We start from the raw sequence: 20,591 nt of genomic DNA on the forward strand, positions 1-20,591 counted from the left end.
CCTGGCTCATACTGCTGCGGTTGCGCCTGTCGAGTCCTTCGGTTTTTTCTCTCAAAACACTGCTACAGGACAGCTTGGGTTAAAAAACTCTTCCCCATTCTATCGTCTTTCTATAAGAGCCGCACCCTAAAGCAATGGCAATTTCTTCACCATCCCTAAGGAATCGGAGCCAAGAGGTATCAAGATCGCAGGATCTTGCTCAGTTTCCTAGTGTTGCAAGACTTTTGTGGAAGTCGAGTACTCTCACCAAGAAAATAGAGCTAAACAGCAACCAGAAATTATATACAGGGGATAGAGGGCCGCCAGGGTATTAAGAGAATAGATCCCCCTCCCGTCCCCCTTAATAAGGGGGAAGCCAGAGGAAGCTTTGCTTTTTTCGTCATCGAGAGGCTCTTGTTCCTCCCTTGCTAAGGGGGGTTAGGGGGGATCAACAGGGATTGAACTTGGCAAACCCAAGCATTATTGGCTGGTGTGTTTTTTCACGACCAGCTAACATTGTCATGCATCAAGACAGACAGAAAAAGGAGGTAAAAAAGGAAAGTTTTATTAGCGGTTTATCTAACAAACCCTGTAATTTCTGAGTATTGGTTAACTTACCAGCAATCAACCTTTGCGATCGCGAGGCAAGTCGGTTTTGTTTAAGTAAAAGTTAAGACATATTTCTGTTCCCTGTTCCCTGTTCCCTGTTCCCTTTAAACCAAAATACTATGTCCTAATCTATACTTGCCTTGCTATACTATAAAACAGCACATTTAAGGAAAAAAAATTTAGTTGTCACAAACAATCAAAATTTTCGTTCTAGAAGCAGAAAGGTGAATAACTGAAGCATGGTCACCCATCACCCTCCTGTCACTTTTCCCCAACTATGATCCAATAACCGATCAAGTTGGTGTCACGCAAAGGGAAGTTGTGGAAAAGAAAAGAGTCCGTTGGAACCCTATTGTCTAATAAGATTTCCAGACAACTCCACCAACTTCAACTTGCAGAAAATAGAAACAATAAACAGCAATAAAAAACATGAAGACAATCAAAACTAGCCTAAGCAAAGTGTTAACTCTAGCCGTAGTAGCACTTACTGTACTATTCAGCTTCGCTGTTAATCCTGGTGTGGCTCAAGCCGACGGTTATTGCTGCGGAGGAGATGTCACCTACCTGCAGAATCCCCAAGAGCACTTTTGCTTAGTCGAAGCTGCTCCTGGTTATGAGTATGAAGCCGCTATACTACACAACGAATCTCCCGAGGAAGCAGTAGTAATAGACGCATCTACAGGCGAGCCAACCTTCATACCCCCATTTGGCGATAACATCCTGCGCCTGCCTCAGTATAGTGTCTTCTATCTAGTGGAAGGAAACGGACCAGTGGACTTTCACTGCGTACAATAAAAACAGCAAGCCAGTACACAAGGTAATCAATTATTTCAGCTAATTTTTACCTGAAATAACCAAACCCTTAGGAATTGATTATCTAAGGCATCGCCGCTAAATAGGTTATAACTCTTACCCACTCTACGCTATCTGTAAGCCTTCGAGTGAGAGGTAATAACCTAAAACATCAAAGCCCCGAGAGATTCTAGTAATGTAGATCTGGTCGGGGTGTTTTTGTATTTTCTAGCAATTATTATACTCATCAAGTACAAGTTTCTGGGTTTTAGGGAATAGGGAATAGGGAATAGGGAATAGGGAGCAGGGAGTAGGGAATAGGGAATAGGGAATAGGGAATACAATCCTGTATACCTAATAGTTATGCAAACCGCTGTAACTATATTATTTATTATAGTAAATCTAAATTTATATGATAGTTTACTACTTACATGTTAGGCGATCAGGCTACCATAATTATCCTTAAATTTACTATTTAAAATTAGCGTTATTGTAGTGTATATATAAGAATATCGCTGTTTTTTAGTAATCCTAAAATTACCCAATTTTTTTTTTTAAAACCCTTGACAAATAAAATTATAATCATTACAATAATCATTACATTACCACAATGAGTTCAATTGTTAAGTTATGCGACAAGGATTTACTCAAAACTTCAAAAAACAACTTGCTCAGCACACTCTAAAAGGGTCTCGGGAAGCAGTAATCTATAGTATGCAGACGATGTATGCCCTAGGCTATGCCGAGATTTGCGAATGGACTCCTTTGGAGCCGACTGACGTTCCAGGCGAAGTTATGACTACACTAAACAAGTATTGGCTGTTGCCATAACACCTTGTCTTGATGCAATAGCGAGTGGGGGAAACCCCCTTTGGCGGCGCTGCATCGCTAAATTTCTGGGGGGGTTTCCCCCCCAGTCAAAAATTCCGGTCTGCTCAAATAGGATCAGATCAGGTTAGGTTTGGTAACTGAGTGACATAGGGATGCAGCGCACCTAAAACAATTTCAACGGACTTATTGTGGAGTTGAAATAGCCGTGGATAGTATTTCTACGGCTATTTTTTTGTAAGTATTCAGCTATCAGCTATCAGCGGTCAGTAATCAGCTATCAGCTATCAGCTTATACTTCACAGGCTAGAAGCCTGTGCCACACTATAGCTTTTACTACTTCCCCTTGATTAGCTGACAGCTGACGGCTGACGGCTGACGGCTGACGGCTGACGGCTGACGGCTGAATCCTTACGCGCTGTTGATTAGATTGATTTAGAACTGGGATAGTCTTAAAAGACAAGCTGCTGGAAAAATCAAATATTCCAGGAAAAAGAGTTTCCAGATAAACTGATAAAAACTAGCGATCGCATTTTTATCCTCCAAGTCTACCTGGTAAGAGCGCCACCACATTACCGCTAATGCGACCAGATGAGTCCCTACCAAGAAGAGGATATTTACTGAATCGAGGAGCAACACACTAGCTAGCACCATGGCGAGATAGCAAGCAGTAATTACTCCCCGTGCTATATTAAATACCGCCAATTTACCGAGGCGGATGGTAAAGGTAGTGATATTGAAACGCTTATCCCCATCGATATCTGGGACATCTTTGAATATTGCGATCGCAACGGAAAAGACTAAGATAAACCAGGTCAATGCCCACACTGCTGCAGTGGGCATCATCACTTGTCCCTGTTGCAATGCCCAACTAAAGTGTAAAAACAGACCTAAATTAACGATTGCTCCCCGTACTGAAAAAATACATAGCGCTGCCCAAAAGGGAAACCGCTTCAGGCGGATCGGTGGCAAGGAATAGGATGTACCAATTGCTAAACTAATACTGACCATCAACAACAACCACGGCCCGAATAACCAAGCCAACAGTAGCGCTAGGATACCAGTTACCGCCACAATCCCCTGACCGAGTTGCAGAGAAAACTCCCCTGCAGCGATGGGAAGATGGGGTTTATTAATCCGGTCAATCTCCACATCGTGCAATTGATTTAGTCCTACGATATAGACATTACCGCACAAACAAGCAATCCAAGCTCCCAGCAGTTGACCGAACCCTTGCCAAGTCCAACCACTGTTAGTCATGGACACAGCAATGAGATAGAGGGCAAAAACACTAAAACTCGTCCCAATAATGGTATGGGGACGAGAAAATTTCCAGAAACTGTACAGCCAAGCCGCTGGTTGCTGCAATAGATTAATCGAGGAAGGAGTAGATGCTTTAGAGGAAATCTGACTCATAGATCAGGTTAATAGTATTAGGGATTAGGGGTGAGAGTAATGGTTTTACTACATAATGCTTAGTGTAAGGGTTCTTAATACATAAGCATTCAGGGGTCAGCCGTCAGTCGTCAGCTTATTTTATTCAAAAGCTGTTCGGTTTAGCTTGGCCTACGGCCAATGGCTGATGGCTGATAGCTGATAGCTGATGGCTGATAGCTGATAGCTGATAGCTGATAGCTGATAGCTGATAGCTGATAGCTGATAGCTGATAGCTGATAGCTGATAGCTTACCTTAATCCCTAATCCCTAATGCCCTACACCTGTACCGGCGTCCGATAATCTCTTCTCTCCTCGAAATTCCCTGCTGGTTCTTCCTCAAGGTTAGTAATTAAACGAACTCCGCGCTTAAAGGTAAGGTAATGCCATGCCCACTGAATCATTACCAGCAACTTATTATCAAACTCAATCAGGAAGAAGATGTGGATAAAAATCCAGGCTAGCCAAGCGGGGAAACCAGAGAACTTAACAAACCCCAAATCCACTACTGCGGCATTCCGTCCAATCACCGCTAAATTACCATAATCCTGGTAATGGAAATCTGCTACTGTCTCCTCCTTAAGGCGCTTCTGAATCAGAGTAGATACATACTTGCCTTGTTGCATCGCCACTGGCGCAACTCCTGGTAGGGGCTTACCAGTTTGATGAGAGAAATTCGCCAAATCACCAATCACAAAAATATCGGGATGTCCTGCCAAGCTCATATCCGGTTGTACTATCACCCGTCCAGCCCGGTCTAACTCCGCACCAGTCGCCTCTGACAGCGCCTTGCCCATGGCAGAGGCTTTCATCCCTGCTGCCCACAGAACAGTTTTGGCGTTAATTTCCTCTACCTGCTCTCCTCGACGCATGGTAACTATATCATTATCAATATTAGTAACTAGAGTCTTTGTCTGTACTGTTACTCCTAACCGTTCCAGAGAATTTTGGGCTTTTACTGATAACTCCGGTGGGTAAGGAGGCAAAATCCGATCCATCCCTTCCAACAGCAAAATCCTCGCTTCGGAAGTATCAATGTCGCGGAAGTCATCTTTTAACGTGTTGTATGCCAATTCTGCCATGGCCCCTGCTAATTCCACTCCAGTTGGTCCGCCTCCTACCAACACAAAGGTCAACCAAGCACGACGTTTGTCGGGGTCAGTTTCTTTTTCTGCCGCTTCAAAGGCAGAATAAATCCGACGTCTAATATCTAGGGCATCTTCAATGGTTTTCAAACCAGGAGCATCTTTTGCCCATTGATCATTACCGAAGTAGTGGTGGCTAACGCCAGTCGCCACGATCAGGGAGTCGTAAGATATTTCTTTGTCTGCTAGTTGAACGGTTTTCTGGTTCGGGTCAAGACCAATTACTTTCCCCATCAGCACTTGAGTATTTTTCTGGTGACTCAGGATTGCCCGCAGGGGTGAGGAAATATCACCTGCTGATAAGCCCCCGGTAGCAACTTGGTAGAGTAGGGGCTGGAACAAATGAAAGTTGCGTTTATCGATTAGAGTTACTTTCACTGGTGCCTTTCTCAGAGCCTGAGCAGCATAGAGTCCACCAAATCCACCACCAATAATGACCACATGGTGAGGAGTAGTGGTCTTTGCTTCACTAACCATAGAACTAACCATAGAACTAACCATAGAATGTCTTACCTCTCCTGAATTTGTTTACCAGGACTTACGCGGTTAACTTGATTTCGCCCCCCTAGCCCCCCAATTTTGGGGGGAAATTGAGTTAAAGTCCCCCAGAATTGGGGGATTTAGGGGGCAAATGCGTAAGTCCTATTTACTATTGATTACGAATAACGTCCCTGCCTTAACCGTAGACCTTTGGCAAAAGTCATTTATTAGGAGGTAACTATCGTAGTTATCACGCTGTTGTTGTCTATTTACGCAAGAGGTCTCGTCTTTCCCGAGGCTTCTTAATATAATTTAACATTAAAAACTATTAACTGTGTCGTAAAAACCACCCAATTTAATAATATAATGATAAGTTTAATTTTTAACTAACATAAGATCCCCAAAACAAGCTAAACCTGGATTGTCAATCCTAGGAATTTTGACACTCCTCGTCCTTCTAGGACGGGGATTCTTTCTTCGTTGGGATTCCAATGAACTTGCCCTCAGAAAGCATCTTGACCGTGTGTCCCACGGCTGCAAGTCCGCGTATAGCGACTACTTGAGCGGCTGCCACATCTCTATCTGTGGTATAACCGCAATGTTCACAATGATGTACACGCTCAGCTAACGTCTTTTTGCCAGTTTCAGTTAAGCAATTGGGACATACCTGACTAGTCTTCTTGCTGTCTACTTTCTGAAAATAAACGCCACGCTTGAAACAGCATTGCTCCAATACTTGGAAAAACTGACCCCATCCTGCGTCTAGGCAATGCTTAGCTAGTATTCCTCTGGCTAATCCTTTGAGGTTCAAATCTTCGACAAAGATCATCCCACCCCAATCACAGAGGTTATGAGCCAGTTCCCAGTAGTAATTCTTCCTAACGTTAGCTATTCGTTCGTGCAGTTTAGCGAGTTTTGCTTGTGCCTTGCGACGGTTACTACTTCCCTTGCGCTTCCTGCTTATCCTCCGTTGCAGCAATTTCAGCTTGCTTTCGAGGCGTTTGAAAGGACGCGGATTGGGAAACAATCTACCATTACTGACAGCAGCAAAATGTGAAATTCCCACATCAATACCCAAGGGTTCCCCATGAGGTATAACCTGAGGAACATCAACATCCCATTGCAAAGTCAACAGGACATACCAGCCAGTAGCACGCCTGACTACCCTAGCTTGCTTGACTGCAGCATCTGCGGGTATCTCTCGTGATTGCCGCATCTTCACCCAACCAATCTTGGGCAACTTAACTCTCCCAGATTCAATCGGTTTGACTCCTAGTTGTGGAAAGACAAAAGACCGCATCTGTCCCTGTTTCTTAAAGCGGGGGAAGCCATGACCTTGTTCCCACATACTGACAAAAGCTTTCTCCAATCTTTTGAGTGTTTGCTGCAACACATGCACCTGGACAGCTCTTAACTGCTCAATAGCTTTCCTGGCAGCAGTTAAACCACGGCACTGACTGGCATAAGTAGGACGTTTAGCATCCGCTGAAATGATGTATTCACTACGGAGAGAGCAAGCGTTAATCTGACAGCTACGAGACCGGTACCAATCTTTGCGTTCAGCTAGCCCATAGTTATAAACCTTGCGGCATTGCTCAAGCCAGTCCTCAAACAAAGATACTTGTTTGGCAGTAGGCTTTAGTTTGAACTCATAGGTTAGATTGAACACTTTACTCACCTCCTTGATTTAAGTATACTACTTCCTTGAACTAACGTTATGCCTTAACTCAAGAAAACAAAGATAATTAAAGCCGCCTCGGAAATTACCGTAGGAGGAGGTAGCCTTATTACAAGAGACTTAAACCTTTTACAAATAACCTGCCGAGTATAAAGGCTACCTCCTCCAAGGTTTCGTATCCTAGAAGCACAGGGCTTGAATCCCATTATTCTTGGTCAGGGTTTGGTAACAGTTGGTTGTTATTCGAGTCAGTGTGATGCACATTGGATTTCTCAACCCTCACGGTAATTTTGACCATAAAAATAGCTACATTAGCGAACATCCCGATTTCGGTGGTCAGTTGGTCTATGTCAGGCAAGTCGCAGATGCGATCGCAAAACAAGGTCACCAAGTAGATATTCTCACCCGCCAAATCATTGATCCGGATTGGCCAGAATTTGCCGAGACATTTGATGGCTATGGGAGTGTAGACAACCTCCGGATTATCCGATTGCCAGCCGGACCACAAGAGTTCCTGCGCAAGGAGTTGTTATGGCCCCATCTCGTCCAAGACTGGGTACCAAACATCCTGGAATTTTATCGAGAGGAAGGTAAGTTCCCCGATATCATGACTACCCACTACAGTGATGGGGGAGTGTGTGGGGTGCTGATTGAGCAACAGACAGGGATACCTTTTACTTTCACAGGTCATTCCCTGGGGGCTCAAAAAATGGATAAACTCCAGGTCACTCCTGAGAATCTGGCTCAAATCGATCACTATTACAATTTCCGATACCGGATCCTAGCGGAACGGTTGAGCATGAATCACTCAGCCCTCAATATTACTAATACGGCACAAGAGCGGTTCCAACAGTACAGTCATCATGCTTATCGTGGAGCAGTGGATGTAGAAGCTGATCATCGATTTGCCGTGATTGCACCGGGAGTCAATGCCTCTGTGTTTGGTTCCGATGCGATCGCTCATAATGAACAAGCGACTTATCAACTGATTGAAGAGCGATTGCGCCGGGACATCAGTGAGTCAAGGCGGAGTCTACCGGCTATCTTGGCATCCAGCCGTTTAGACCCCAAGAAAAACCTCCTAGGTTTGGTGCAAGCATTTGCTGACGATGTGATAGTGCAACAGAAAGCCAATGTGGTGCTGATTACTGGTGGCTTGGATAACCCTTTGCAAGAAAAAGTCCACGATCAACAGACCGAAAAACTAGTAATCGGTCCCATCCGGGAAATAGTACGAGAAAAAAATTTGTGGGGTAAAATTAGCGCTTTTTCAGTACCCGATCAACCAGCACTAGCCGCTTCCTATCGCTATTTTGCTCAGCGTGGTTCCGTGTTTACTCTTACCTCTTTGTTTGAACCCTTTGGTCTTGCTCCTTTAGAAGCAGCAGCAGCTGGATTACCGATAGTGGTAACAAAAAATAGTGGTGTTGGTGAAAGTCTAAAAGTAGGAGATGAAGACTATGGTATGTTAGTCGATCCCAGTGATCCAGCAGATATTGCTAGAGGCATCAGGGAAATACTCTGTGATCAACACCTGTGGCAAAGGTTGCATAAACGTTGTCAGGAGTATATTTTGGAATATTACACCTGGGATAGCACCGCTTTAAACTACTTGAGCCGAATCAAACAGATTATTTCTGAACCATCAGCAAATCCTGGTGTTGAATTACTTCCGATCCATTGTTATTTCCGTGCTCCACAGCCAGAGAATGATATTTCTTTGGAAGAATTGAGCGACTGGTATTTTGTTGACGATTATAGCCATCCTATCTGATTCGTCAAATATATTAGCCGAATAGTGGCAAAATATATCGCTACAACCCTTGCCCAGCAATAATTTGCGAGTTTTAATAAAATACAAATAATTGAGGATTGCTATAGCTGTCGCGCTTTTTTTTTATACAATTTTTTGTGGTTACGATTTTTTATGATACAATGCTTTAAGAACAAAGTTAAAAATCATTAAAAGCCTGCTCCAGAGAGACTTAGCAGTTCGTTGAAGTGACAGATCTGAGTCGATAGACGTTTGAAGTTCTAGTAGAAACCTACATTTGTTATGAAAGTAACTCCAGAGCAGATTAAGACTGTATACGACCAAAGCAATGCTGTTCAACATTACTTATCTAAAAGTCGCCGTGACGGTGTAAAAGTTGATTGGGAGGAGCCATTCTCTCGTTCAGTGTTTAAGCAAGCAATCGCCCCAGTGAGAAAAAATAAGGGGGAGAAACTACGGGTTGTTGATATTGGTGCAGGCACAGGTGATGGATATGTGTTGCTGTCAACGCTATTGTTAAAAGACCCAGAACTAAGTGGTAGCTATGAGCTAGAGTACTTGGGAGTTGATATTAGTACCCAAATGGTGGAAACTGCCATAAATTTATATGGTAACCACAGTAACGTTGGGTTTGAATGTGCGGATATTCGGACTAGCAAGCTCGCTCGACCCTTCGATTTATATCTTTCTTGCGGCGTTCCCTACTCTCATCTGACTCACAAGGAGCTTGACCAAGCCTTAAAGATGATTGTGACCAATGTTTGCGAGAATCGCTCCCGGTGTGCTGTGATTGTCGATGTTTTGGGGCGCTACAGTATCGAGTGGACACCCCAATGGCAGAACAGCCGTTGGAATTACTCCATGAGCTTTTTCCAGAGCGAAGGGGATAAAGACCCTACATGGATGAGTTTTTACTCCCATGAACACTTGCAAGAAATTATGCAGCAGGCAGCCAATGCCGTAGGCTGTCCTGTTGAGAAGTTTCAGTTTTTCGATCGCTCGATTATGGTTGGTCGCCATACCTCAACAAGGCAGTTTAACCCAGGGTTGCCCAAGTATCGCGACCTAGTCAATAGTTTGCTCTCACCCTCACAACAGACAGACTTAAGCCAACTAATCTTCCGAGTCGAGTTAGGAGCGGCACCAGAGCACATCTTAGATTTCTTCAGGAAATTCTCTAGTTGCTGGAACCGTTTGGTGAGTGACGCCACAGAGCTATTGGGTGAGCCTTTGGCGGTCGCGACCGTTGAGTTGCCCCCTGAAGTTCAAGGATTTAAGGCAGCCGCCCAGCAAGAATTGCAACAGATTTCCGACAAACAGCTGTACCGACAGAAGCTAGAGTCTATGCTAGCTCAAGCGTTGCGGAAATTGGAGGCAACGCAACAACCGGGCTATGGTGTGGGTCATGACCTGTTTGGGGTAATGTGGTTAGACGCCACCAGACTCTAGCTTTTGTAGCTTCTTGATACTTTAAGTGGTTAGTAGATCAGTATAGCGGTTTTCAATTTGGTGAGGTACAGAGTCCCTGGTTTTAGGGAACAGGGAACAGGAAAAAAATTCTGTGTACCTCATTAGGTTATAAACCGCTATAGAGATAGTATTTGCTCTTACTGATCTGCTATCCTCATGTTGTTTATTGGTCGAGCTGGGATTATGGCTTTTTTAGTAACCAATGATGATGGGATTGATGCTCCCGGCATTCGGGCATTGCACAAAGCATTATTCCAAGTAACAAGCGATCGCATTGCAGTCGTTGCGCCTAAACACCACCAGTCCGGCTGTGGCCATCAGGTCAATATTCGCACAGTTATTCCAGTGGAATGGCGATCGGACACTGAGGTGAGTGTAGACAGTACGCCCGCTGATTGTGTGCGTTTGGGGGTCAACTATCTCTACGACGATATCGAGTTTGTTGTATCTGGAATTAATGGGGGCTGCAATCTGGGCTCAGACATTTATCCCTCAGGAACCATAGCGGCGGCTAGAGAGGCCACAATACACGGCCTGAACGCGATCGCTTTTTCTCATTTTAAGAGAACTGACTGGGAGATAGACTGGGAGCTGGCGACGGAATGGACGGTTCGGGTGTTGCACAAGTTATTAGACCAACCGTCTGACCCTGGCACCTTCTGGAGCGTCAACTTTCCCCACCTAGAACCAGACGCACCCGAGCCAGAGATAGTCTTTTGTTCCCTCTGTACCCGTCCTCTACTGACAGAATTTGTAAAGCAAGAGGACGGATATCTTTATGTGGGAGATGACATCAACCGCAAATCTGATTCAGGAACAGACGTTGATGTGTGTTTGTCAGGAAATATTGCGATCACCCAGGTTAGTTTATGGTAAATTTTGTAAAATAAGCCCGTTATCTGCTCTAAGTTCATGCTGAAAGTGGCAACAGTCACTGTAATCCAGGAAGTTAATCAACCTGATGAACTAATTCCTGTATTGGTTTTGTGTCCATCTCAAGATGAGAAGCAGTTATTGTCTAGCGCTGACTTTTCTGCTTATTGCTTCCATTGCCTAGAGTATTCATCTCTACAAACAACGCCACCTAAACTCAAAGGTCAAGTCGATTTAGTAGCCTTTTGCCAAGATGCGATCGCTTATGCCAAAGTACATAAGATTGCAGCTGTTTATTACAGCTTCGATATCGCTAATTTAGTAGCTGCCGTGGTTTGTCAAAGCCTCAATATCTTTGGCCCTCGTCTTGAAAGTATATTGCAGTGTTTTCATAAGTTTTATGCCCGTGAAATTGACTCATATCCCCCCGGTTACAGTGTTGTACAACTGGACAATGAAAAAGATATTTTAATTGACAAGGACATTGTAAATACCCTGAGGTTTCCCGTATTTGTTAAACCAGTTTGCTCGAGTTACGGGATGTTTTGTGGCAAGGTCGATCAACCTGAACAGTTACAACAGGTATGTAAAGATCTAGCCAGGGCTTATCAACCTTGGTGGCAAATGTATCGAGATTTATTCCAAGCATTTGTTGATGGCACAAAATACCCCTTAGCTGTAACATCTCAAGTTCCGCTTTTAGTTGAAGATCTGATTTCCGGTCAACCCTTAACCTGTGATGGCTTTGTTTATAGAGGACAGGTTCATTTTTTGGGTTTAGTGGATACCGTGGAAGCAAAGGACGGGTCAGTGGATTGTTATGTCTTTCCCTCTCAAGTGAGTCAGGCACAACAAAGGGCTATTTACGAACGAGTAGCTAATTTTATTCAAGATAGCGGTTTAGACAATAGCTTTTTCTGCGCTGAATTTTGGCTTCAAGAGCAAGGCTCCCCGGTCTTAATTGAAATGAATGCCCGGATGAGTGCTACATTTGGCTTTTTGTATCAGCAGAGTCTGAATTTTAATTTACCCAAAGCAGCTCTGACATTAGCCCAGGGAATTTGTCCAGATATTCCAAGCCAGACATTAGTAGAAAAAACACCCACCAGTTGTCGCCTGTATCTGTCAACTCGTAACAATGGTCTCGCCTCAACACTGTTTGATTTTAGCCTTGCCCAACAAACCCTCAGTTGCTCACAACTGATTACCTTTAATTGTGAAGCAGCAGACCAAATTAAAAATACTTACTATCATCCCACTCCACTGGCAGAACTAAACCTGGTTGGTTCTAACCGAGCTGCCCTACAGTTTTATGGTCAGCATCTACGCAATGCATTACTGCTAGAACGACGCTCCCCAGCCTATCAAATTGCCGTGGCCCAAGACTGCGTTCTCCAGGGGGGTGAGGGACTCTACTATGACCCCAGAAGTAATCAACTATTCTGCCTGGACTACGGTAATCCTCAGCTGATTCAACTGTGCTTAACAACCCGCAAGGTGCAGCGGTTCCCATTACCTGGTTTGTGTTACGGTCTTGCCCTATCGGGGACGGAAACTGTGGTGTTGTCTGGGGAGTTGGGACTGGTGGAGTTAAATCTCAATACCAAAGAGATCATACCAATTATCCAAGACTATCAGGGTAAACAGTTGGTTTGCAATGATGTAGTTATTGACAAAAACGGAAACATTTGGTTCAACACCATCGATGAGGATGCCACAGCAATTAGGGGAACAGGGGCACTGCTAGCCTGCAATCCCCAGGGGCAAGTCCAGGAAGTTTTTGCGGGGCTAGGTTATGCCAACGGCATGGGACTATCACCAGATGGGCGATCGCTCTACGTTGTGGATAGCTTAGAAAGGTCTGTTCATGTCTTCGTTCTCAATTCGGATCGAACTGAAGCAACCCTACCCGATATTCATGACCATCACAAATTTATCGTTGCCGATGAAACTGAAGGAGTACCCGATGGATTGGCTGTAGATGGGGCAGGTCGTCTTTGGCTCACATTTTGGTTTGGTGGCAAAGTAGTCTGTATCGATCCGCAATCTCAAGCAAGAGTCAGAGAGATTGTTCTACCTGTGATCAATATTAGCAGCGTGACCATTGTTGATTCTAAATGCGATCGCACTGCCGAATCACCCTGCAAATTGTTTGCTTGCTCATCTGCTGTTCCTTGGCTAGGGGGAAAAGTCTTAGCACCCTGGTATGCAGGTGATTTGCCAGTTGATAGACAAGGATACCTTTTTGAAATCGATATCGAATTATAGCAATTATCATAGCTATGAGGTACACAATTTCGGGATTTTAGGGAACAGGGAACAGGGAACAGGGAACAGATAAGAGGCAATAGTGTATAGCGATGCGCTACATCAAGAGGTGCGACCCGTGGCGAATTTAATAATTAGATGCGGAAAGCGCACCTAACAGGGAATCAACATCAAAGAAGCCTGTACCTCATAAATGCGAGAAACGCTATATAAAATTTCTCCTAAGGTTAGGGAAAACCCATTCAACATAATACTTAAAAGGCTTTTCCTGCCTATATTCTGCCTAAGCATATGCCCTACGCCCACGCTATGCGAACAGCAGTCAGCAGTCAGCGTTCAGCCGTTGGCCTTGGGCTTTTCCCCAGACTTTCAATTCTCTAAAATCTCGAACTATAAAATTATCCCGCAAGAGGTTTATTTTAAGCTGACGGCTGACAGCTGACGGCTGACAGCTGTTCGCGTAGCGTGGCCTACGGCCAACGGCTAAATGCTTACAAACCAACCCATTTTTTTTGGTGAAAAAAGTACCCTTGTGGGTACTGTCAGAGTCATAAATTACTTTTTACATTTGAATAGAGACCTTTAAAACATATCAAAATTCTTTTTCCTAAGGAGTTCCCATGGCAAATCGTTCAGAGAAGTCTTTTGACGTTCGCCTCGACGCTGCAAAATTAGCCAGAAGTCGAGACTATCCTACCCATAAAGCCAATGGGGATGAACAGCGACACGCTGATGATCAGTATTTTATGTCCTTTACCAAAGGGCTACCTCACAACCCTGATACAGGGCTACTAGAAGACCCACAGGATTTTGTGGAGTTTCGCCGTGCAGTAGACGATGGCTTTATTGATCCCTTCTCTGCTCGGGTACGTCATGGTGCCAAATTTGAGGTAGTATTTACAGGTGAAGACTACACTATTAAGGCTGAAACTGACCCTGATCTGCTTGAGGACTTTAGACAATGGGAAGCACCAACTGCAGGGGTTGCCTTTGAGCTAAACGGACCAGATCCACAAGCGGTTACCATGCCTCCAGCACCACCGTTAATCGATGCTAACGGTAAGGCTAACCAAGAGCTAATTTTTGAGATAGCAGAAGTCTACGAATTAGCCATACTGCGGGATCAGCCCCTCAATGACTTTGAGAAAAGAGGATCGAATAGCAAAATCGAGAGTTCTATCAATCGTCTCAATGCCCTCGACTATATTCGCAACCAAACTGGACGACCTCGTAAGGTGAATGGCAGAGGCAGGCTTGATGAGCAAACCGTATTCCGAGGCTCTTCTCCAGGAGTAGAAGTCGGTCCCTATCTCTCTCAGTTTCTACTGATGGGTAATGTTGATCTCAATGGTGGTGGCAACGTTGCAGAAGGGAAAATTACCTATGGTGCTTTGCAAATTGATCAAAAGGTTCCCATTGCAACACCTAACCTAGATTACATGACCAACATGGAAGACTATGTCTTGGTTCAGCGTGGGATTAAGCAAGACAGAGAAAGCTATGTTTTAGAGAATGATCAAAACCCTAAGCTACCAGATCGTCCAGCTCGTCGGTTTATCTCCACTCCCCGAGATTTAGCTACTTATGTTCATTACGATGCTCTCTATGAAGCGTATCTCAACGCTTGCATCATTCTCCTGGGGATGCAAACACCCTTCGATCCTGGTTTTGATCATCTTTCTGGGGGTGGTGTGGCAGCAGGTAATCCAGCAACCCGTCGCAATGCTAATGGTTTTGCCCTTTATGGCGGTCCACACATCTTAACGTTGGTTACTGAAGTAGCGACACGAGCACTCAAAGCTGTCCGCTTCCAGAAGTTCAATAACCATATTCGCCTGCGACCAGAGGCATTAGCAGCCCGGATTGAACTATTACGGCGATTTCAAGACCTACCTAATGAAGCTAAAGCTAGTGTACCCAGAGCATTACTCAAGTACATTAGAAGGTTTCAACGTGAACTAGAAAGCAACGGTACTCTCAACTTCATTTTGGAACTAGCCAATCAAAATGGCTCTGGCTCACAGAATTATCTACTACCAATGGCATTTCCTGAAGGGTCTCCCATGCACCCTGCCTATGGTGCAGGACATGCCACTGTTGCTGGAGCCTGTGTGACTATGCTTAAAGCATTCTTTGATACCAGTGCAGTTTTAGTAGAAACACCAGTCAAAAACCCAAAACCCGGACAACCAAGGACACAGATCAGATTTAAACGCTATAGCCCCAAAGATCAGGCTATTGTGTTCCGTGCCCCTGATCTGTCTGCCTCAAAAGATCAGGCGAGACTGGTTTCAGAGCGATCCAGGGAGTTTCTGACTCTGGAGGGTGAGTTGAACAAACTCGCTGCCAATATTTCTATTGGTCGCAATATGGCTGGCGTTCACTACTTTACTGACTACTATGATAGTTTGCGCATGGGTGAAGAAATTGCCATCGGTATTCTGGAAGAACAAGCATTGACTTATTCCACTGATCCCTTTGTGCTGTCTCTGCCAACCTTCGATGGAGACGTGATTCGGATCGGTGCCCGTTAACCTTTGACCTGCTTAATGATGGGGATTTCTTTGAATACCCATCATTAAGGAGATGGGGAGATGGGGAGATGGGGAAGATTTTGATAAAGGGTAATTGTAAACTATCAGCTGATAGCTCTTCGCGTAGCGTGGGCGTAGCGCATTAGCTGACGGCTGATAGCTTACGAGTAATTATACTAAAATGATATAATGAACCTAAGATAATCGACCCTTGTCATCCAAGATGATCTATATTTTTTATGATGATTCCATCTGAATTTAACACAGTTTTTAGATACCAACTCTGGATAGACCACAAGTCGATGATTTGACTTTTTCTGGGATTGTTCCATCCGTATTTATACTTAGACAGCAAGACCCTCCGCTCTGTCACCTTTCGTACTACAAAACGAAGTGCGGAATGTGGGATGGACAAAATACCAAATAGCACCAATGTGATTTTCAAGCGATTTGGACCTGATGCAATTAGCGATCGCCTATCAAGTTTAACTTTTCTAGTGCAGCATCAGACTTTTATAAGAATGGAATTCCAATTTTTCGATCCATTGTAACCGTACATATCCTGATAGTAAGTATCAATCAAATACTCATCTTCATGGTCAAGCAACCAACTTCTTAAATTAGACATTTTTTGCCTTCCTTTTTCATATTCTTCTTGATCCTCCCAATTCTCGCTCCCATAATCCCAGATAGATTTGTTAGTATCTTCTACAATTAAATAGTCTCCACTGGTTAGACCATTATTGTGAAAATACTCCACTACTCCCAAAACATTGACATGGGCATCTTCTATAACTAACCAAGGATGAGGAAGTTGATTGAGCATTGTTTTTGGTAAAACAGCACTCAAATTATGACAATCTCCTTCAATAAAATTTACTTTTCGATAATCTCTAGCTTTTTGATCTAGAAGAGATAAATCGATATCGATAGAATAAACCGAACCTTGAATCCCAAAAAGTTCTAAGTTATCTGCTAGGCAAACAGCACTACCACCATTTAAAGCACCAATTTCAATTATGGTTTTGGGTTTAAGTTCCCATAAAAGCATAGGGTAAATTCCTATTTCGGTGACACCTTTGTTCAGAATTATTCCTTTCCAAGTCTGTAAATAAGTATTACTTAAGAGTGTTTTCCAAGTTGTAGATGATAGATCGCATCGATCTTCTCTGGCAGAAATCTTGACAAAGCGATCAGGTTTGCTCAGTTCCTTAATATGTTCGGCATCAGTTACTACCTTTTGATAACCCATGTTATAAACCCTCCTATGAATTAAATGTGCCAGTAGGGTAAGTCCTATTTATTTTTCTAGATATAAATGCTTGAATTGCAAAAATTTTGTCTTCATTTAAAGTAGTCCCAATCCAAGAACGCTCCCTCAAGGTGTCTAATACCATAATTAGTATCATAGGCTGTTCTTCCATGCAAGACCCTGAAATTCTGTGCTACTAAACAATCTCCTGCTTTGAGGCGAGAGCAATATTGATAATCAGGGCTTTTCAGATACTTGAAAAAAGTTTGATAAGCTTCATAGAAAGATTATACTTGATTAAATGCTAAATTGGTTTTGCAGTTTTTGTGACTGAAATAAAATTCGCTAACTTCACATTTTTGATTGATTTTTAAGATGGGATTAATATTACATAAATAATAGTTACGCTGTAAATTAAACTGTTTAAAATGTATTGGAATTTCAGCTAAGATCTTAAAGTATTAAGGATGATTTTGGCGAAAATCTCTAGCTACACGATAGCCATCTACAACTATTGATTCGCCACCAGAAGCATTATTCTCTTCACAATAAATAAACTGTAATAATCGCCCTAAATTAAGGTAAGTGAAATCTGTATGAGGTGACAAAGGATGACCAACAGCTGAATAGGCTAAATCTACAGCTTCAGTACCCTTGATTGGCTTTACTGGTATATAGCAAGTCTTATACCCATGAGGTACAAATCTCTGGTTTTTAGGGACTTCGGAGCAGGGACTTCGGAGCAGGGACTTCGGAGCAGGGAAGAGGGAAGAGGGAAGAGGGAAGAGGGAAGAGGGAAAAAATAATGTGTACCTCATAGCTATGATAAACGCTATAAATCTTCCATAGTAAGTTTCATAAATCGGCCCCATAGAGCAAATAAAAGACTCTAATTCTTGTGTCGATTTGATATTTTCTAGTATTGTAAAACCCAAGCTAAAAAGCTGATTTACCCACACATCAAAATCACAATTGTGAAAATCGTGTCTTACCGTTCGCTCTTTTTGTAAGTCAGTTTTGTTCCATAAAATAATCTTTCTTGAAGATTGCACTGGAGTATCGAGTTCATTAACATGAGCCATTAACCAAGAAATGGGAAAAACACTTTGGTGAATCGGTTGTTCTTGCCAAGTAATAGTTAATTTATCGTCCTCCTCCACTACAGATACAGGTTTTGGGGGAGATTGAGCTTCACTAATGTCATAGATTTTCTGAAATGAATTAGGATCGCGACATTCTGGACATAGACAGTTATCTCGCAACCACATATAGTGAAAACGTTTGCCATCAACTGTTATAAAATTTTTTTCTTGCATAAGTTTAATTTCTAATTTAAAGATTATCGGATTTTATAAAGGACGTAAAAGCTAATTATCGAAGCATTAGACTTCACTGAAACTCCCAGGAAGTGATAAGCAAAGTGGTATTTATTCCCACCCCTGCAAAGAGTTAGCTTACCAGTCGTTTTTCGCATATATTCCACAATTTATCTAGTGTATCGGCAGCAGTAGATCTGATGTGGTAATTAGCTATTTCTGAAAGTACGGTCTCAGCAGGATTTATCTCTACTATGGGCACATTTAACCTACGAGCTTTATACAAAGGTTTAGTAATGTATTGGTAGTCTCTGGAGGTGCCGATCACAAACATGAGATCAATGGGAGCATTATCTAGGATCTTGAAAGTTTCTTCCGACGAACTCATATGATGTTCACCAAATAACTCAATATCCGGACGAATTAATCCTTCGCAAGCTGGACATTTTGGTGGTAAATCCATCGGTTTACTATATCCGGCTAGGAGTTCTTCTGCAGTTGTCCTGTAAGAACAATTTACACAAAATAGTTCGGAGAGTTGTCCATGTACTTGAATCAAGTTTTTACTTCCGGCTGCGCGCTCGAACCCATCTATATTCTGCGTCAATACCCATGTATCTGGTTTCCAAGACTCGATTTGTGCAATGACCTCATGAGCACGATTGAATTTTGCTTTATGACAGGCTGCTCCAATTTGCCACAGATATTTCCACGTTACTTCGGGACAAGATTGTAACATGTTTTTACTGATAGCTTCTTCGATTGGTATACCTTCTTGAGTGAGAACACCTTCAAAAAGTCCACCAACACCCCGATATGTAGGTAACCCGGAGTCTGCAGATAAACCGGCTCCAACAATGAAAAGAATAGACTCTGCCTTGAGAATGCAATCAGCAACAACACTCAGAATATCATCCATTAGTTTCTAAAACACAACATTCTAATTTTAGAACATTTCTCGATTCGAGTTAACAACTTATTTGAACACCCTGCAAACAAGCAAGCTTGTACAGAACTCTAGCTCCGACATTTCCATCCCACTCATCTCCAACATTACCAGGCGCAACCTCGCACAAATCAAAACCAATAATTGTTTTACCTGTTTTAACTAGTAATCGCAACAAGTAAATTGCTTCATTAAACTCCAAGCCACCTGGTACAGGAGTACCTGTATGGGGACAATAGGAAGGATTTAAACCGTCAATATCAAAGCTAATATAAACCTTGTCAGGTAAATTAGAGATAATTTTATCGCACTGAGCTGCCCAAGTGATGCCTTCATAAGCGTTGGCTTTAAGCTTCCAGTCATCAAACATGACAATTCGGCTATCACTATTCACCATTGCCATTTCTGCTTCACAAACATCTCGAATGCCCACCTGAACTAAGCGACTAATTTGAGGTATGCTCAAAGCATTGTGCATGATCGAGGCATGGGAATAAGTAAAACCCTCGTAGGCAAGCCTTAGATCTGCATGGGCATCAATTTGTAAAATACCATATGTTTCGTGTTTTTGTGCTAAGGCTTGCATTAAGCCAAGAGGTACACTGTGATCTCCACCAACGACACCGACTAGTTTGCCTTGCTCGAGCAATTCTAACGCTTGAGTATAAACCCAATGGTTCAGAGTAGCTGAGGCTTGATTAACCGTTACTAACTGTTTGGCGATCGCATCATCATCAACATTACCACCTGTTTCCATATCTCCAATAATCTCCTTAGCAATAGCTCGCATGGCGCGATTTTTATCTTGAATATCTGAGTTAATGGGTATAGTCCCGCACTTAGTTTGCCAAGCTTGGGGTAGATCAAAGTCGTACCAATCTAACTGCAGTGAAGCATCTAAAATTGCTTGGGGACCATTGACTGTAGCTTCTCGATAAGATGTAGTGACATCCCAAGGTACAGGTAAAATAACAATTGCAGCCTCTTCCACCGAATAGGGAAAACCAAAGAAGCAACCATTGGGCACAGTAATCTCATTAGGATTAAAACTGGCTTGATTCATTTGTTTTAGTTACACAAGGGGTGCATCTCATTTTTGTAAAAACATCATTAATAAAGCATCCCATTTAGGTAAGCACAGCGTAAAGAAAGAATTTTAGGAACATTTTCAATATTCCATTGTGAGCCTGATATTTTAACTCGCATTCCTATT

At 43.0% G+C, this 20,591-nt stretch carries 17 protein-coding genes and 1 pseudogene; 7 read left to right on the forward strand and 11 right to left on the reverse strand.

The genetic code is table 11. The annotated features are described in order from the left end of the window. Positions 1-1,017: 1,017 nt before the first annotated feature. Complete coding sequence (locus F6K46_RS30170) at positions 1,018-1,383, forward strand: hypothetical protein (protein ID WP_075898480.1); 366 nt, start codon at positions 1,018-1,020, stop codon at positions 1,381-1,383. 161 nt (positions 1,384-1,544) lie between these two features. Here F6K46_RS30170 and F6K46_RS30175 read toward each other — a convergent pair whose 3' ends face one another. Then, the gene (locus tag F6K46_RS30175) at positions 1,545-1,724 is read right to left on the reverse strand and encodes a hypothetical protein (RefSeq protein ID WP_143727550.1); all 180 of its coding nucleotides are present in this window, start codon (positions 1,722-1,724) and stop codon (positions 1,545-1,547) included. A gap of 286 nt (positions 1,725-2,010) precedes the next feature. On the opposite strand from F6K46_RS30175, the gene F6K46_RS30180 reads away from it, so the two are divergent. Then, positions 2,011-2,211, forward strand: a complete 201-nt coding sequence (locus F6K46_RS30180) for a hypothetical protein (protein WP_293064611.1) — start codon at positions 2,011-2,013, stop codon at positions 2,209-2,211. A gap of 289 nt (positions 2,212-2,500) precedes the next feature. Here the strand turns inward: F6K46_RS30180 and F6K46_RS30185 are convergent, their stop codons facing one another. The 4 genes from F6K46_RS30185 to F6K46_RS30200 form a co-directional block, all read right to left on the reverse strand. Continuing rightward, positions 2,501-2,671: a hypothetical protein gene (locus F6K46_RS30185; RefSeq protein WP_293064614.1), complete on the reverse strand. Its 171-nt coding sequence runs from the start codon at positions 2,669-2,671 to the stop codon at positions 2,501-2,503. Further along, positions 2,644-3,624: a homogentisate phytyltransferase gene (locus F6K46_RS30190; protein ID WP_293064617.1), complete on the reverse strand. Its 981-nt coding sequence runs from the start codon at positions 3,622-3,624 to the stop codon at positions 2,644-2,646. Before F6K46_RS30190 ends, F6K46_RS30185 begins: the two co-directional genes overlap by 28 nt. A gap of 296 nt (positions 3,625-3,920) precedes the next feature. Next, positions 3,921-5,288, reverse strand: a complete 1,368-nt coding sequence (locus F6K46_RS30195; protein WP_293064619.1) for an NAD(P)/FAD-dependent oxidoreductase — start codon at positions 5,286-5,288, stop codon at positions 3,921-3,923. 436 nt (positions 5,289-5,724) lie between these two features. Then, positions 5,725-6,936: a transposase gene (locus tag F6K46_RS30200; protein ID WP_293064620.1), complete on the reverse strand. Its 1,212-nt coding sequence runs from the start codon at positions 6,934-6,936 to the stop codon at positions 5,725-5,727. A gap of 241 nt (positions 6,937-7,177) precedes the next feature. On the opposite strand from F6K46_RS30200, the gene F6K46_RS30205 reads away from it, so the two are divergent. From F6K46_RS30205 to F6K46_RS30220, 4 genes are all read left to right on the forward strand, one after another. Further along, on the forward strand, positions 7,178-8,719 hold the full coding sequence (locus tag F6K46_RS30205; protein ID WP_293064622.1) for a glycosyltransferase: 1,542 nt from the start codon (positions 7,178-7,180) through the stop codon (positions 8,717-8,719). Between the two features lie 282 nt (positions 8,720-9,001). Next, on the forward strand, positions 9,002-10,168 hold the full coding sequence (locus F6K46_RS30210) for a class I SAM-dependent methyltransferase (protein WP_293064625.1): 1,167 nt from the start codon (positions 9,002-9,004) through the stop codon (positions 10,166-10,168). 204 nt (positions 10,169-10,372) lie between these two features. After that, positions 10,373-11,065 carry a 5'/3'-nucleotidase SurE gene (gene surE, locus F6K46_RS30215; protein WP_293064628.1) on the forward strand — a complete coding sequence of 231 codons (693 nt, stop codon included), beginning with the start codon at positions 10,373-10,375 and terminating at the stop codon, positions 11,063-11,065. A gap of 36 nt (positions 11,066-11,101) precedes the next feature. Next, positions 11,102-13,330, forward strand: coding sequence for an SMP-30/gluconolactonase/LRE family protein (locus F6K46_RS30220; protein ID WP_293117654.1), 2,229 nt, complete (start codon positions 11,102-11,104; stop codon positions 13,328-13,330). Between the two features lie 322 nt (positions 13,331-13,652). Here the strand turns inward: F6K46_RS30220 and F6K46_RS30225 are convergent, their stop codons facing one another. Next, a complete protein-coding gene (locus F6K46_RS30225) occupies positions 13,653-13,832 on the reverse strand; it encodes a hypothetical protein (RefSeq protein ID WP_293064634.1) in 180 nt (59 codons plus the stop codon). A gap of 118 nt (positions 13,833-13,950) precedes the next feature. Between F6K46_RS30225 and F6K46_RS30230 the strand changes: the two genes are divergently transcribed. Continuing rightward, entirely contained in the window at positions 13,951-15,864 is a 1,914-nt protein-coding gene (locus F6K46_RS30230; protein ID WP_293064637.1) for a vanadium-dependent haloperoxidase, read from the forward strand. Positions 15,865-16,369: 505 nt separating this feature from the next. Here F6K46_RS30230 and F6K46_RS30235 read toward each other — a convergent pair. The 5 genes and pseudogenes from F6K46_RS30235 to F6K46_RS30250 all read right to left on the reverse strand — a co-directional run bounded on the left by F6K46_RS30235 (position 16,370) and on the right by F6K46_RS30250 (position 20,441). Further along, positions 16,370-17,116, reverse strand: coding sequence for a CmcI family methyltransferase (locus tag F6K46_RS30235; protein ID WP_293064640.1), 747 nt, complete (start codon positions 17,114-17,116; stop codon positions 16,370-16,372). A gap of 92 nt (positions 17,117-17,208) precedes the next feature. Then, positions 17,209-17,388: pseudogene (locus F6K46_RS40370) on the reverse strand (TauD/TfdA family dioxygenase); the annotation flags it as partial. 189 nt (positions 17,389-17,577) lie between these two features. Beyond that, the gene (locus tag F6K46_RS30240; protein WP_293064644.1) at positions 17,578-18,432 is read right to left on the reverse strand and encodes a TauD/TfdA family dioxygenase; all 855 of its coding nucleotides are present in this window, start codon (positions 18,430-18,432) and stop codon (positions 17,578-17,580) included. Positions 18,433-18,565: 133 nt separating this feature from the next. Beyond that, entirely contained in the window at positions 18,566-19,351 is a 786-nt protein-coding gene (locus F6K46_RS30245) for a Sir2 family NAD-dependent protein deacetylase (RefSeq protein WP_293064647.1), read from the reverse strand. 49 nt (positions 19,352-19,400) lie between these two features. Beyond that, positions 19,401-20,441, reverse strand: coding sequence for an agmatinase family protein (locus F6K46_RS30250; protein ID WP_293064650.1), 1,041 nt, complete (start codon positions 20,439-20,441; stop codon positions 19,401-19,403). Positions 20,442-20,591: the final 150 nt, after the last annotated feature.

This window comes from Moorena sp. SIO3E8 (assembly GCF_010692445.1).
Lineage (GTDB): Bacteria > Cyanobacteriota > Cyanobacteriia > Cyanobacteriales > Coleofasciculaceae > Moorena > Moorena bouillonii.